This window comes from Streptomyces sp. NPDC045778, assembly GCF_056431945.1.
Genome location: NZ_JBWKJZ010000003.1, coordinates 128200 through 141605 on the forward strand (window position 1 = coordinate 128200; position 13406 = coordinate 141605).

Annotated in this window: 15 protein-coding genes and 1 pseudogene; 10 read left to right on the forward strand and 6 right to left on the reverse strand. The window is 72.0% G+C overall.

Features of this window, described 5'->3' with window-relative positions; translation table 11 throughout:
• The first annotated feature begins 48 nt into the window (after positions 1-48).
• The 6 genes from AC07GB_RS05260 to AC07GB_RS05285 all read left to right on the forward strand — a co-directional run bounded on the left by AC07GB_RS05260 (position 49) and on the right by AC07GB_RS05285 (position 4693).
• The gene (locus AC07GB_RS05260; RefSeq protein WP_478841881.1) at positions 49-381 is read left to right on the forward strand and encodes a hypothetical protein; all 333 of its coding nucleotides are present in this window, start codon (positions 49-51) and stop codon (positions 379-381) included.
• A gap of 238 nt (positions 382-619) precedes the next feature.
• A complete protein-coding gene (locus AC07GB_RS05265) occupies positions 620-1303 on the forward strand; it encodes a hypothetical protein (RefSeq protein ID WP_478841882.1) in 684 nt (227 codons plus the stop codon).
• Positions 1304-1503: 200 nt separating this feature from the next.
• Positions 1504-2157, forward strand: a complete 654-nt coding sequence (locus AC07GB_RS05270; protein WP_478841883.1) for a CatB-related O-acetyltransferase — start codon at positions 1504-1506, stop codon at positions 2155-2157.
• 102 nt (positions 2158-2259) lie between these two features.
• Positions 2260-2970, forward strand: a complete 711-nt coding sequence (locus AC07GB_RS05275; protein WP_478841884.1) for a helix-turn-helix transcriptional regulator — start codon at positions 2260-2262, stop codon at positions 2968-2970.
• Positions 2967-3932 carry a threo-3-hydroxy-L-aspartate ammonia-lyase gene (locus tag AC07GB_RS05280; protein WP_478841885.1) on the forward strand — a complete coding sequence of 322 codons (966 nt, stop codon included), beginning with the start codon at positions 2967-2969 and terminating at the stop codon, positions 3930-3932. Before AC07GB_RS05275 ends, AC07GB_RS05280 begins: the two co-directional genes overlap by 4 nt.
• Positions 3933-4144: 212 nt before the next feature.
• Positions 4145-4693, forward strand: coding sequence for a DUF1062 domain-containing protein (locus tag AC07GB_RS05285; protein ID WP_478841886.1), 549 nt, complete (start codon positions 4145-4147; stop codon positions 4691-4693).
• A gap of 21 nt (positions 4694-4714) precedes the next feature.
• On the opposite strand, the gene AC07GB_RS05290 is transcribed toward AC07GB_RS05285, so the two are convergent.
• The 3 genes and pseudogenes from AC07GB_RS05290 to AC07GB_RS05300 all read right to left on the reverse strand — a co-directional run bounded on the left by AC07GB_RS05290 (position 4715) and on the right by AC07GB_RS05300 (position 6252).
• The gene (locus AC07GB_RS05290) at positions 4715-5383 is read right to left on the reverse strand and encodes a DsbA family protein (protein WP_478841887.1); all 669 of its coding nucleotides are present in this window, start codon (positions 5381-5383) and stop codon (positions 4715-4717) included.
• Positions 5380-5649: pseudogene (locus AC07GB_RS05295) on the reverse strand (DUF3105 domain-containing protein); the annotation flags it as partial. The gene AC07GB_RS05290 and the pseudogene AC07GB_RS05295, both read right to left, overlap by 4 nt.
• Positions 5650-5844: 195 nt before the next feature.
• Positions 5845-6252, reverse strand: coding sequence for a hypothetical protein (locus tag AC07GB_RS05300; protein WP_478841888.1), 408 nt, complete (start codon positions 6250-6252; stop codon positions 5845-5847).
• Positions 6253-6399: 147 nt separating this feature from the next.
• On the opposite strand from AC07GB_RS05300, the gene AC07GB_RS05305 reads away from it, so the two are divergent.
• The 4 genes from AC07GB_RS05305 to AC07GB_RS05320 all read left to right on the forward strand — a co-directional run bounded on the left by AC07GB_RS05305 (position 6400) and on the right by AC07GB_RS05320 (position 10486).
• Positions 6400-6870: a flavodoxin family protein gene (locus AC07GB_RS05305; RefSeq protein ID WP_478841889.1), complete on the forward strand. Its 471-nt coding sequence runs from the start codon at positions 6400-6402 to the stop codon at positions 6868-6870.
• Positions 6871-7006: 136 nt separating this feature from the next.
• Complete coding sequence (locus AC07GB_RS05310) at positions 7007-8158, forward strand: acyltransferase family protein (RefSeq protein WP_478841890.1); 1152 nt, start codon at positions 7007-7009, stop codon at positions 8156-8158.
• Complete coding sequence (locus tag AC07GB_RS05315) at positions 8155-9267, forward strand: ABC transporter substrate-binding protein (protein ID WP_478841891.1); 1113 nt, start codon at positions 8155-8157, stop codon at positions 9265-9267. Before AC07GB_RS05310 ends, AC07GB_RS05315 begins: the two co-directional genes overlap by 4 nt.
• A gap of 103 nt (positions 9268-9370) precedes the next feature.
• Entirely contained in the window at positions 9371-10486 is a 1116-nt protein-coding gene (locus tag AC07GB_RS05320; protein ID WP_478841892.1) for a DUF5937 family protein, read from the forward strand.
• 34 nt (positions 10487-10520) lie between these two features.
• On the opposite strand, the gene AC07GB_RS05325 is transcribed toward AC07GB_RS05320, so the two are convergent.
• The 3 genes from AC07GB_RS05325 to AC07GB_RS05335 all read right to left on the reverse strand — a co-directional run bounded on the left by AC07GB_RS05325 (position 10521) and on the right by AC07GB_RS05335 (position 13397).
• Entirely contained in the window at positions 10521-11024 is a 504-nt protein-coding gene (locus tag AC07GB_RS05325; protein ID WP_478842059.1) for a dihydrofolate reductase, read from the reverse strand.
• Between the two features lie 5 nt (positions 11025-11029).
• A complete protein-coding gene (locus tag AC07GB_RS05330) occupies positions 11030-11827 on the reverse strand; it encodes a thymidylate synthase (protein WP_478841893.1) in 798 nt (265 codons plus the stop codon).
• Between the two features lie 142 nt (positions 11828-11969).
• Positions 11970-13397, reverse strand: a complete 1428-nt coding sequence (locus AC07GB_RS05335; protein WP_478841894.1) for a glycoside hydrolase family 16 protein — start codon at positions 13395-13397, stop codon at positions 11970-11972.
• Between the last annotated feature and the right edge of the window lie 9 nt (positions 13398-13406).

Here is a 13406-nt window from a genome sequence, read left to right on the forward strand (position 1 = left end):
AGCAGCATCCGGCGATCCGGGGCAGGGGCGGTGCGAGACCCTGGACGGATGCTGACTCCAGAGGAAGTGCGGGACCTGCTGGCGCCGAGAGTCGTGGGGAGGTGGGACGAGGGCGCAGGCGTCGTCCTGGAGGTCACGGGCCTCGAAGTCGTCCTCCAGGGGCGCAAGTTCGACGTGTACGTGGACGTCGTCGCGCCCGACGGCCGCTGGTCGGTCCGCTGCGAGCGTGACAACAGCGACGTCAACGTCTTCAACGGCACCCCGCCGGAGGGCCTGGTGGCGTGGATAGCGCAGTCGCTGCGGATCGAGGTCTCCGAGTGGTGGCACACCAAGGGGCGGTCGGGGTACGCCCGGAAGCAGGGCGTACGGATCGACGGCTGAGGGGGCGGGGGGACTGGCGATCGCATCCTCGAAAGCGCCGGAATCGGGCTGATGCGATGCCGTGAAGTGATCTATGGGGTGCCGTTACACGATCTTCGGATAGCCGTAATGACGGGTGAACTAGGTTGATTCAGTACCCACCGGACAGCAAGGACAGCACGGACGGTGGGAACAAAACGGGACCGCACCGCGCGGCGCCGCCCGACGGCGGCATCGCGTCGTGCACGCGAACAGTTTCATGACCGTGAAGGGGAACACCGTCGTTATGCGCACCACCACCCACCGCCGCAGCGCCCTCCGTACCGCCACCGTCTCGGTTCTCGCCGGTACGGCCCTCCTGGCCCCCGCCGCGGCCGCGCTGGCGAGCACGCCCGCCCCCGAGCGGCCCGCCGCGGTCCAGAGCGTCGCCGCCAAGCCCGTGAAGATCGACATCGGCGCCGGTGTCACCATCGCCGTCAAGGGCGGCAAGCCGTACTACAACGGCAAGGCCCTCAAGCCCGGCCAGACCGTGAACGACGGCATCTACCTGCACCTGAGCGCCGACGGCAAGCGCCTGTACAGCAAGACGCAGGGCGGTGGCACGCCGTACGCCATCTGGGACGTCAAGACCGGCAAGAGCCTCGGCACCCAGAAGAACAGCCCCACCGCCAAGGCCGCGCTGACCGCCAAGCCGTCCGCGACCTCGGTGAAGGCCTGGCAGGAGCTGCGCGTCAGCGGCAAGGCCACCGGCATCAAGGCGGGCAGCAAGGTCGGCCTGGAGCAGAAGCAGCGCGGCACGTGGAAGGCGCTGCCCGCCTCCACCACCGTCAACAAGTCCGGCGCGTACTCCCTGCGCGTCAAGCTCGGCCTGAAGGGCAAGAACGAGCTGCGCATGAAGAGCGGCGCCACCGTGTCGCCCGTCTTCACGGTGACGGTGCGATAGCTCCCTCACGCGTCTACGCGCGCCTGGCCCGGGCCCCCGGCACGTCCCGCAGTGGACGCACCGGGGGCCCGGGCGCGTTCACGGGGTCTTACCGGCGCGCCCGCGGCCTCGTAAACCGCGTGCCATCGGCCGGTTGACCAGGGAATCCTGGGACGGGCGCACCCGCGCCCGCAACTCGTTCGCACCGGAAAGGCGCCACCATGCCACCCGTCCCCGCCATCCCCGCCGACCCCACCGTCCTGCACCCCGTGCCCGGGCAGCCCCGCGTGGTGCTCCTCAAGCCGCTGGTCACCTCGCCGCTGATCGAGGTGGGCGAGTTCTCCTACTACGACGACCCCGACGACCCGACGGCCTTCGAGACCCGCAACGTGCTCTATCACTACGGGCCCGAGAAGCTCGTCATCGGGAAGTTCTGCGCCCTGGGTGAGGGTGTGCGGTTCATCATGAACGGCGCCAACCACCGCATGGACGGGCCGTCCACGTTCCCGTTCCCGATCATGGGGGGTTCCTGGGCCGACCACTTCGACCTCATCGCCGGGCTCCCCGGCCGCGGTGACACCGTCGTCGGCCACGACGTGTGGCTCGGCTACCGGACCCTGGTGATGCCGGGCGTCCGCATCGGCCACGGCGCGGTCGTCGCCTCCGGATCCGTCGTCGTCGACGACGTCCCCGACTACGGCGTCGTCGGCGGCAACCCGGCCCGCCTCCTGCGCCGCCGCTTCAGCGACGACGACATCGCCCGGCTGCTCGAACTGGCCTGGTGGGACTGGCCGTTGGAGCACCTCACGCGGCACATCCCCGCCGTGATGTCCGGCAGCGTGGCCGACCTGGAGGCCGCGGCGCCCGAGGCGTAGCTCCCCGCAGCTCTGGACTTTCCGTCCAAGGCGTGTACGTTAAGTCCAGAGCTGTTACATCAGCTGTCACACCAGCTGTTACGGCAGGGGAGGGGCTGCCACATGAGCGCCGGGAGCGCCGACGACGTACGGAACGCGGAGCGCGACGCGATCATCGCCGCCCTCGCACCGGTGACCGATGGCCTGGTCGCCACCTTCGGGCCGCTGTGCGAGGCGGTCGTCCACGACTACCGGCGGCCGGAGAAGTCCGTCGTGGCGATCGCCGGGGACGTCACCGGCCGCAGCGTCGGCGGCGCGATGAGCGAGATCGGCATGGGCATGCTGGCGCGTGGCGACGACGCGGCCGACGAGCTGAACTACCTCACCCGCACCCAGGGCGGAAAGCTGGTCAAGTCCTCCACGGTGCTGCTGCGCGACAGCGGCGGCGCGGTGTTCGGCGCGCTGTGCGTCAACCTCGACATCACCGCGGTCCAGCAGGCGAGCGCCCTCCTCGGCGGACTCGCGGGCGTGGCCGCCCCGTCGGAGGTGCCGACCACCACGTTCGGCGACGACGTGGAGTCTGTCGTCAGCTCGATCGTCGACAGCCACCAGCTCCGCCGGAGCCGCCCGTGGGGCGAGCTGGACCGCGACGCCCGCGTCGAGCTGTTCCGCGGCCTCGACGAGCACGGCGTCTTCGCCGTCCGGGGCGCGGTCCCGCAGGTCGCCGCCCGCCTCGGCATCTCCCGTGCCTCCGCCTACAGCTACCTCGCCAAGTCCCGCGCCCAGGGCGCACCGCAGCCCGGGCCCGACACCTCACCAGGAGCACCCGCATGACGAGCACCCCCCTGGTCACCCTCGACGACGTGCGCGCCGCAGCCGCCCGGATCAAGGGCGTCGCCCACCGCACGCCCGTCCTCCGCTCCCGCACCCTGGACGCCCGCGTGGGCGCCGAGGTCTTCCTCAAGTGCGAGAACTTCCAGCGGATCGGCGCCTTCAAGTTCCGCGGCGCCTACAACGCCGTGGCCCGGCTGACGGCCGAGCAACTGGCCAAGGGCATCGCCTCGTTCTCCTCCGGCAACCACGCCCAGGCCATCGCCCTCGCCGCCCGCGAGCGGGGCAGCAGCGCGGTGATCCTGATGCCGGAGGACACCCCGCTCTCCAAGCGCCAGGCCGCCGAGGGGTACGGCGCCGAGATCGTCACGTACGACCGCTACTCCGGCGACCGCACCGCCATCGGCAAGGAACTGGCCGCCGAGCGCGACCTCACCCTGATCCCGCCGTACGACCACCCGGACGTCATCGCGGGCCAGGGCACCGCAGCGCTCGAACTCCTCGAAGAAGTCGGCACGTTGGACGCCCTGGTCAGCCCGGTGGGCGGCGGCGGCCTGATCGCGGGCAGCGCCACGGTCGCGAAGGGCCTGAACGCGGAGATCCGCGTGATCGGCGTGGAGCCGGAGGCGGGCGACGACACCAAGCGGTCCCTGGAGGCAGGCCACCGCGTCTCCGTGCCCGTCCCGCGCACCATCGCCGACGGCCAGGCCATCGAGACACCGGGCGAGCTGACGTTCCCCATCAACCAGCGCCTCGTCGACGAGGTCGTGCTCGTCTCCGACGACGAGATCCGCGACGCGATGCGGTTCGCCTTCGAGCGCCTGAAGATCGTCATCGAGCCCAGCGGGGCGACCGGCCTCGCGGCCCTCCTGGCCGGCCGCCTCCCGCAGGCCCCGCCGCGCGTCGGCGTCATCATCTCGGGCGGCAACATCAACACGGGCCGCTTCGCGGAACTCTGCGGCTAGCCGGCGCATCCGCCAGGGCGGCCCGTACTTCGAAAACCGGTGGAGCGGCGCCGCCGTGCGCCGCTAGCGTGTCGGCGGACCGAGTCGTCTAGGCAAGGACGTGCCGTTGTACACCCTGTGAGATCTCCCGAGCGCTGATCTGTCGCGCGTCGCGCCGGTGCGCGCCGCGCCGCCTTTTGCTGCGGACTTCTCACTGGAACCGGTGTACTTCTGTGCTCATCAACTGGGTGGTCATGCCCACCTGCCTGCCGCTCGTCCTCCGTCGCTGCCACGCGTGCGGGGCGCAGCGCTTCCGGGCGAACGGAAAATTTCGCGTCAACGCCCACCACAAGCTCCTCGACGCCTGGCTCCTCGTGCTCTGCACCGCTTGCGGGGACACGGCCAAGCTCACGGTCCTGGAGCGGATGAACGTACGGTCCGTACAGCCCGAGCTGCTGGACCGGATGCACGACAACGACCCCGGCCTGGCCGCTGAGCTGCTCCAGGACCCGGACGTGCGGCGCCGCAACCGCGTCGCCCTCGACTGGGACAACGCCTGGCGCCTCGACACCGGCGGATCGGATCAGCTGGACCGTGACGCGGTCGATGTCTCGGTCCGCTTCGCGGCGCCGATCCCGGTCCGGCCCGTACGGCTGATCGCCGAAGGGTGCGGCCTTTCCCGGGCCGGGGTCGAGAGGCTGATCGCGGAGGGCAAACTCGTATCGGCGGCCCGGCTGAGCGGAAAGCTCTCCGGTGACTTCACCTTCCTGCTGAAGCGCTGAGCCCCCCGGGCGGGCTGCGTGTCAGTCCGCCAGGCGCTTCTCGATGAGGGCCTTGAAGTCGTCGTAGGAGGCGGGTGTCGGCACCAGCGTGCCGTCGACGACGAACGTCGGGGTGCCGCGCGCGCCGAGTCCGAGGCCGTCGCGCTGGTCGGCCTGGACACGCCCGGCCGTGTCCGGGTCGGCGAGCGCCGCGTCGAACTCCCTCATGTCCAGGCCGATGTCCTTGGCGTAGCCGCGGAAGACATCCTCCTTCCACTCCCGCGACTCGCCCCACTCCTTCTGGGTGGTGAAGAGTTTGGTGTACATCTCCTCGAACTTGCCCTGCCGGGCGGCCGCTTCGGCGGTGCGGGCGGCGAGTTCGCCGTTGCGGTGGCCCGGCATGGGGAAGTAGCGGGCGACGAAGGTGACCCGGTCGCCGTACTCCTCGCGGAGTTTCTCCACGACCGGGTACATCGCGCCGCACCCCTCGCACTCGAAGTCGAGGAACTCGACGACCGTCAGCTCGCTTTTCTTCGGATCGGTGAGGCGGTGGCTGTCCGCGCGCACGGGCAGCGCCTCGGCGGCGGCCTCCACGTCCATGCCACCGCCGCCGCGGTCGTCCGGGGAGAGCAGCAGGGCGGTGCCGAAGACGGCGGCCAGGACGGCCGCGATCACGGCCGTGACGACGAGGTTCCGCTTGAGCTTGTTCACGCTGCCTTGCCTCCGATGCAGGCGGCGCCCGGCTCCGGGGTCTGCGCGCCCTGGACGTACTTCTCGAAGAACTCGCCCACCCGGGGATCGGCGGCGGACGTCACGCTCAGCTGCTTGCCCCAGGCGGACAGGGTGAGCGGCGCGGACTGACCGGCGTACGGACTCATCAGCGAGTACGGGGTCTTCTCCACCCGCGCCTTGAGGGCGCGCACCTCGGAGGCGTCGGCCTTGTCGCTGTACGTGACCCAGACCGCGCCGTGCTCCAGGATTCTCGTGCGACGGTCGGCGCGCTTCTGCTTGGCTCCTGCGGAACCCATGGCATGTCCTTGTCCCCGCCGCACGAAGGCGTGCGGCGGTACGTTGCGACTGGTCGGCGGCCCGCGCGCCGGCGGACGGCGGCGGGGTGGGGCGGCGGGCACGGCCGTGCGGCGAGGGACGCCGGGCCGTGCGACGGGTCGCTCCTAGGTCCGCTGGACCTGCAATTGATGGATGCCGGGGGTGGGGGCGGGATCGGCCGGTGCCCCGCGCGCGGCCGCCGACTCCGTCACCCACGGGGCGGCGGTCACGTCCGGCGACAGCGGGAGCGGCACCGGCGTGGGCGAACTGCCGGCGACGGCGGTCCCGGCCGTCGGGCGGCAGTGCGCGTCGCCAGGCCCGTGCTCCATCCCGGGACACATATGCCCGCGACTAAATAGAGCGTTCGTTTCAGTCGCCTCAGAGGAAAGGGAAGAGGCGGCGGGCGCGGCCGAAGCGTGGCCGCACACCGGCAGCATCCACACCAGGACGGCGAACAGGGCCGCGCAGCGCAGCACGAGCAGCGGGGCGACGCGCCTCGCCGCGGTCCCGGTGCCCTGCTGTCGATTGCTCATCACGGAGATCGTAGCCAAGGCGCCGCGCGCCCTCGCGCGGCGAGTGGCGCAGGTCACAGTCAGGGGGTGTCACGGTCGCGGCGCGCGCCGTGTCCTATGGGCGCCCGCAACGAGAGGAGCATCGCCTTGAAGGCCATGATTGTTTGTGTGTCCGTGTCGCACGGCAACACGAAGAAGGTCGCCGACGTCATGGGTCGGGCTCTGCGCGCCCCGGTCGTCGCCCCCGAAGAGGTCGATGTCGCGGAGCTGGCCTCGTACGACCTCGTGGGATTCGGTTCGGGGGTCTACTTGAGGGCCCTCCACCCACGGCTGCGCGAGTTCGCCGCGTCCCTCCCGAAGGGGGAGCGGCGCAACGCGTTCGTGTTCGCCTCCAGCGGGTTCCCCGAAACGCCGTTCCAGCCCTTCACGCGTCCCCTCGTACGGCTCCTGGAGCAGCGGAACTTCGACGTGGTCGACACCTTCTCCTGCCGGGCGTGGGACACATGGGGCATCTTCAAGCCCGTCGGCGGCATCAGGAAGGGGCGGCCCGACACGGACGACCTGGAAGCGGCACGCGCGTTCGCCGCGGGCCTGCCGGCCCGGATCGGTGCCACGTCGATGCCCGGCGCCGACGTGTGAGCGGTGGGTCACACGCCCGAGGGTTGAACGCGCCACAAGGGGAATGGGAGGGTGCTGGGGATGTCCAGCGCCTTCCCCACCCCCACAGTTGACGTAAGACGCGCGTGCAAGCTCCCGGGTTCACCCGGGAGGGCCCGTGACTGACACACTGCGTCTGCCCCGCGTCCCCCCACGCACCCCGGACCGGCACACGCCCGAGCCGCAGGCGGTACGGCCGCAACCGGCCCGACCGGCGCCGCCCAAGCGGGACTCCTTCTTCGACAACGCCAAGTACCTGGCGATCGTGCTGGTGGCGATGGGACACGCCTGGGAGCCGCTGCGCGACGACAGCCGTGCCGCGGCGGCCCTCTACATCACCGTCTACACCTTCCACATGCCCGCGTTCATCGTCATCTCCGGCTATTTCTCCCGGAGCTTCGACGCGAGCCCGGGGCGCGTGAAGCGCCTGGTGACCGGCATCGCCGTCCCGTACGTCCTCTTCGAGGCGGCGTACACGCTGTTCAAGCGCCAGGCGGACGACGACCCGACGTACCCCGTCAGCCTGCTCGACCCCTGGTACCTGACGTGGTTCCTGGCCGCCCTGTTCATCTGGCGCCTGACCACGCCGGTGTGGAAGACCGTGCGCTGGCCCGTCCCGCTCGCGCTCGCCATCGCGGTACTCGCCTCCGCCTCCCCCGAGATCGGCGACGACCTGGACCTCCAACGGGTCCTTCAGTTCCTGCCGTTCTTCGTCCTCGGCCTGTGCCTGAAGCCGGAGCACTTCCGCATCGTGCGCCGCCGCGAGGCCCGCGTCCTGGCCGTCCCCGTCTTCGCGGCGGCGCTGGTGTTCGCCTACTGGGCGGCCCCGCGCATGAACGCGGCCTGGTTCTACCGCCGCGACAGCGCCCAGGAACTGGCCGCGCCCGGGTGGGCCGGCGGCGTCATGACACTGGCGATGTTCGGCTGTTCCCTGCTCCTGGTCGCGTGTTTCTTCGCGTGGGTGCCGGGGCGCAGGCTGTGGTTCACCGCGCTCGGCGCGGGCACCCTGTACGGCTACCTCCTGCACGGCTTCCTCGCCAAAGGCTCCCGGTTCTGGGACTGGTACGAGCACGACTGGATCCACCGGCCACTGGGCGCGATAGCCGTGACCCTGATCGCCGCCACCGTCGTCACCCTGCTGTGCACCCCGCCCGTGCAGCGCCTCTTCCGCTTCGCGATGGAACCTAAGATGACCTGGGCCTTCAAGGAGACCCGGCGCGGCAGGGGCCGCCACGCGGGCCCCGCCAGAAGGGCAGGAAGCACGACATGAGTACGACACCATCGGCCCCCGGCGCAGGGCGGACTGACGGGGCGTCCGTCCGGATCGGCGCTCTCGTCCCCCTCACCCGGCCCGGCTGGGCCGAGGCGGGCCGGCACCTGCTCGCCGGACTGGAGCTGGCCGCCCGCGAGGTCAACGACGCCGGCGGGATCGGCGGGCGGCCGCTGGAACTGGTGGTCCGGGACACCGCGGCCGATCCGCGGCGGGCCGCGGCGGCCGTGGACGAGCTGGCAGGCCTGGGGGTGGCCGCCCTGGCGGGGGAGTACCACAGCGTCGTCGCCCGCGCCGCGGCCGCCCGGGCCGACGCCCTGGGCCTGCCGTTCCTCTGCTCGTCGGCGGTCCTCGACGCGCTCACCGACCAGCCGACGGACTGGGTCGCCCGCCTCGCCCCCGCGCAGTCCCACGGCTGGCGGATCTACGCGGACTTCCTCATCGCCGCGGGCCACCGGCGCATCGCCGTGGCGGCACAGCCGAGCGTCTACTGGGCATCGGGGACCCGCATCCTGCGGGACCACCTCACTCCGCGCGGCGGCGACGTCGTCGAACTCGACATGAGCGCGCTCACCCCCGACGCGGTGTGTGACGCACTCGTCGACCGCCGCGCGACGGCCCTGCTGCTCCTGGTCGGCCACCCCGAGCCCGCGGTGCCGATCGTCGAGTCCGTCCGCCGCGACCGGCGCCTCGCCGACCTCCTGATCGGCGCTCCGGCCGGGCAGCCGGAACTCCCGGAGTGGGCGAAGCTGCTGGACGCCGACGGCGCCGGGATCCCGTTCCTGCGCTATCTGCCCGAGCACCTCGGCCCGCTCGGCGCACGCGTCGAGAAGGCCCTCCGTGAGCAGCTGGCCGAGCCGCCCTCCTTCGTCGCCTTCGAGGGCTACGACACGATCGCCGTCCTCGCCGAGGTCCTGCGCGCGCACGGCACGGGCCGGGCGGACATTGCCGCGTCCTGGCCGGGCGTCGCGGTCGAGGGCACCCGCGGGCGGATCAGCTTCTCCCGTACGCCGGGCATCGGCGTGTGGCAGTGGGCCTGGCCGCCCGTCCAGGTCGCCGACCGGGACCCGGCGGCAGCCGACCGCTTCAGGATCCGCCGCACCGGCTGAGCGGGACCGCGGTGGTGCCCGGCCGCGGCGGGCGGCCGTGACGATTGACGCCCCCGGCTAATCGGCGCGCCGGCGGCCGGCGGGCCCGTGCACCATGGAGCCCATGAGCGTCACCATCGACATCACCGGGCTGCCGCGGGACCGCGTCGTCTTCGGACCGTCCCCTCTGGCCGAGCTGAGCGCGGCCCTGCACGTGCTCTCCGAGCCGGGCCACCACCCGGGCCTGCACGGCTGGGTGACGACGACGGCGGCGGGGCTGAAGCCGGACCTCCTGAGCCGGATGTCGGAGGCCGAGTTCCTGTGGCGGTCGACGCGGTCCGACATCCTGCTGCCCAAGGGCCCGATGCCACCCGCCACCCTGGCGGAGGAGCTGGACGAGCTGGACAAGCTCGACGACGACACGTACGTCGAGGCCGCCCTCGAGATCAACGCCTCCGGCTGCGTGCTGCGCGGTGACGGTGGCGGCTCCCCGCTGGTGGACGACGCCGCTCGGGACGCCGCTCTCGAACGGGCCTCCGCGCGCGGCCCCCGGCAGCTCGACTTCGCCCACCACCTCCTGACGGACCCGGCCGCGGTCCGCGCCTGGATCCGGCGTCTTCTGGAGGACTGCGAGGAGGCGTTCTTCGCCGACGTCTGGAAGCGCGTCCGCCCTCAACTCGCCGCGGACGCGCGCGAGAAGACGGAGCTGCTGCGGCGCAAGAGCCTCACCGACGCGCTCCACGCGGTGTCGCCCACCGTGACGCTCAGGGAGGACGCGCGGGGCCGCCGCATCCACGTGGACAAGCTCGCCCACGGGCGCACGGAGGCCACGCAGCCGGGCATCGAAGCCGGCGTCACGTTCGTGCCGAGCGCGTTCGGTCGGCCCCACCTGGTCGTGCGGTACGCGCCGGGGTGGCGCCCCGTCGTCGAGTACCCGGTCTCCACCCCGGAGGTACGGCCGGGGCCGGGCACGTCGAGGCTGATGGAGAAGCGCCTGACGGCCGTCGCCCACCCGGCTCGCATGCGCCTGTGCTGGGCCCTGGCCCGCGCCCCGTACACCACGGGCGAACTGGCGAAGGGCTTCGACATGACGGCACCCGAGGTCTCGCGCCACCTGAAGACCCTGCGCGAGGCCGGCCTGCTCACGACCCGGCGGCACGGGCGGTACGTGCAGTACCAGCTGGACGTCACCGTGGTGGCGCGCTTGGGCAGCGACTTCCTGGAGTCGCTCCTGAGGTGACGCGAGCGGCCTCGTCCGCGGCCGTGCGGGGGCGTCAGCGGGTGAAGGTGCGGATGCGGTAGCGCAGCCCGGAGGTGGAGGTCTGCCAGCCCTTGTCCTCGGTGATCCTCCACGTCGGGTCCGGTGCCGGGGCGTAGGTGTCGCCGTCCACCGTCGTGTCGACCTCCGTCACCGAGAGCGTCGTGGCGTGCTCCAGGGCCGCCCGGTAGATCTCGCCGCCGCCGATGACCCAGGCCGCGGCAGGGGCGGCCGACTCCAGGGGTGCGGCCGCGCGGTCCAGGGCCTCGGTGATCGACCCGGCGCGCTCGGCGCCCTCGGCCGTCCACTGCGGGTCGCGCGTCACCACGACGTTGCGCCTGCCGGGCAGGGGGCGGAAGCGCGGCGGCAGCGAGTCCCACGTCTTGCGCCCCATCACCACGGGGTGACCGAGGGTGGTGGCCTTGAAGTGCGCCATGTCCTCGGGCAGCCGCCAGGGAATCGCGTTGCCCGCACCGATCACGCCGTCGAGGGTCTGGGCCCAGATCAGCCCGACGTTCATCCCGGTCATACCGCGACCGGGGCCTTGATGGCCGGGTGGTGCCGGTAGTCGAGCACCTCCACGTCGGAGTACGCGTACTCGAACAGCGAATCGGCCTGGCGCAGACGCAGGCCGGGGAACGCGAACGGGGTGCGCGAGAGCTGCTCGGTCACCTGCTCCACGTGGTTGTCGTAGATGTGGCAGTCGCCGCCGGTCCAGATGAAATCACCCGGTTCGAGGCCGGCCTGCTGCGCCACCATGTGCGTGAGCAGGGCGTAGCTGGCGATGTTGAAGGGGACGCCGAGGAACAGGTCCGCGCTGCGCTGGTACAGCTGGCAGGAGAGCTTGCCGTCGGCCACGTAGAACTGGAAGAAGGCGTGGCACGGGGCCAGAGCCATCTTGTCGAGGTCGGCGACGTTCCAGGCGGAGACGATCATCCGGCGGGAGTCCGGGTCCCGGCGCAGCGTGTCCAGGACCTCGCTGATCTGGTCGATGTGCCGGCCGTCGGGGGCGGGCCAGGAACGCCACTGGGCGCCGTACACCGGGCCGAGGTCGCCGTCGGCGTCGGCCCACTCGTCCCAGATGGTGACGCCGTGCTCCTGGAGCCAGCGGACGTTCGCGTCGCCGCGCAGGAACCACAGCAGCTCGTACACGATGGACCGGAGGTGCACCTTCTTGGTGGTGACCAGCGGGAACCCCTGCGAGAGGTCGTAGCGCAATTGGTACCCGAAGACACTCCGGGTACCGGTGCCCGTCCGGTCGGCCTTGGCCGTCCCGGAGGTGAGCACTCGCCGCAACAGGTCTTCGTACTGGGTGTCCGCCACAGCCGAGAAGTCTACTGGCCTGCGCGGAGAGCACGACGACCACGCCCCGGCAGCGGGGTGGAGTGTGTTCCGTGGCTACGGAATGCGTACGGAGGGTGACTGTTCGTGCTGCCGGGGCGGGCTGTGGGGGGCGGGCCGGGTGTCAGCCGAACGGGATCCGTACGACCGACTGGTTGCCGGTGCCCAGCGTGCTCGTCGCGTTTCCGATCGCGTTCCAGACCTCGACCCGGACCGTGCCGCCGCGCATCGTGCCGTGCTCACCCGTGGCCGACTTCAGGCCCTGGCCCTCGGTGTAGTGCTCGTAGCCCGGTACCGGGTCCGTCGCGAAGTAGCGGTAGGTCTCCGTGCGGTCCCAGGAGCCGTCGCCCGTGCGGTCGTAACTCACCCTCACCTGCTGCCCGTTGGCGACCGCCGAGCCCGCGTCGACAAGGAGGTCGAACCGGGTCGCGCCGCCGTCGTGGGTGCCGTTCACGCCGGTCGCCGTGAACGTCTGCGGGACGTGCGGGGTGCCGTCGTGGTTGGTGCCGCCCGCCGGTGCGAGGGTGGTGGTGGAGGGGGCGCCGGTGGCCTCGCCGAGCGTGCCGCCGGGGCGCAGGTGGAGCGTGGACGGCGTGCCGGGGTCGCCGCCACCGCCGCCTCGCGTCCACACCGCCACGTAGTCCACGAGCATGGAGCGGCCCGGCACCGTCGCCGCGACCGGGGTGGCGCGGCCCGCGACGCCGTCGGGGAAGCCGCCGCCCATCGCGACGTTGAGCAGGATGAAGTACCCGGCGTGACCGGTCATGTCGTTCCACGCCTGAGCGCCCACGCGGTTCTGGTCGACGCTGTGGAACAGTTGCCCGTCGACGTACCAGCGCAGCACGTTCGGGCTCGCCGACCGGTCCCACTCGAAGCGGTACGTGTGGAACGCCGACTGGCACGAGGCGCCCGGGCACGCGCGGCTCGCGCCGATGCCGTTGGTCTCGCCGCACGGGCCGCCCGGGTTCACGCCGCAGTGCAGCACGCCCCAGACGGAGTTGATGCCGTTCACGTTCTCCATCACGTCGAACTCGCCGATCGAGGGCCAGTTCCAGTAGTTGCCGCGGTAGGGCGCGCCGAGCGCCCAGAAGGCGGGCCAGTAACCGAGGGCCTGCTCGCCGGTGACGTTCGGCATCTGGATGCGGCCCTCGATGGCGAGGGTGCCGCCCGCCGGGGCCTTGAAGTCGGCGCGGCGCGTCTCGACGCGGCCGGACGTCCAGGTGCCGGCGGCGTCCCGCAGCGGAGTGATGCGCAGGTTGCCGCCGCCGTCGAGGGCCAGGTTGTCGGGGGAGGAGGTGTAGTTCTGGACCTCGCCGGTGCCCCAGTTCGCGGGGCCGCCGGGGTAGTTGTGGCCGGTGTCGATCTGCCAGTGCGCGGCGGAGGGCGGCGCGCCGGCGGGCCCGTCGAAGTCGTCGCTCCACTGGAGGGTCCAGCCGGGGGCCGGGGGCACGTCGGCGTTCGCCGCGCCGGGGGCGAGGAGCGGGGCGGTCAGGCCGAGGGCGGCGAGGCCGGTGAGCAGGGCGGTGCGGAAGGGGGCGCGTCTTGCTCGCATGGGGCACCT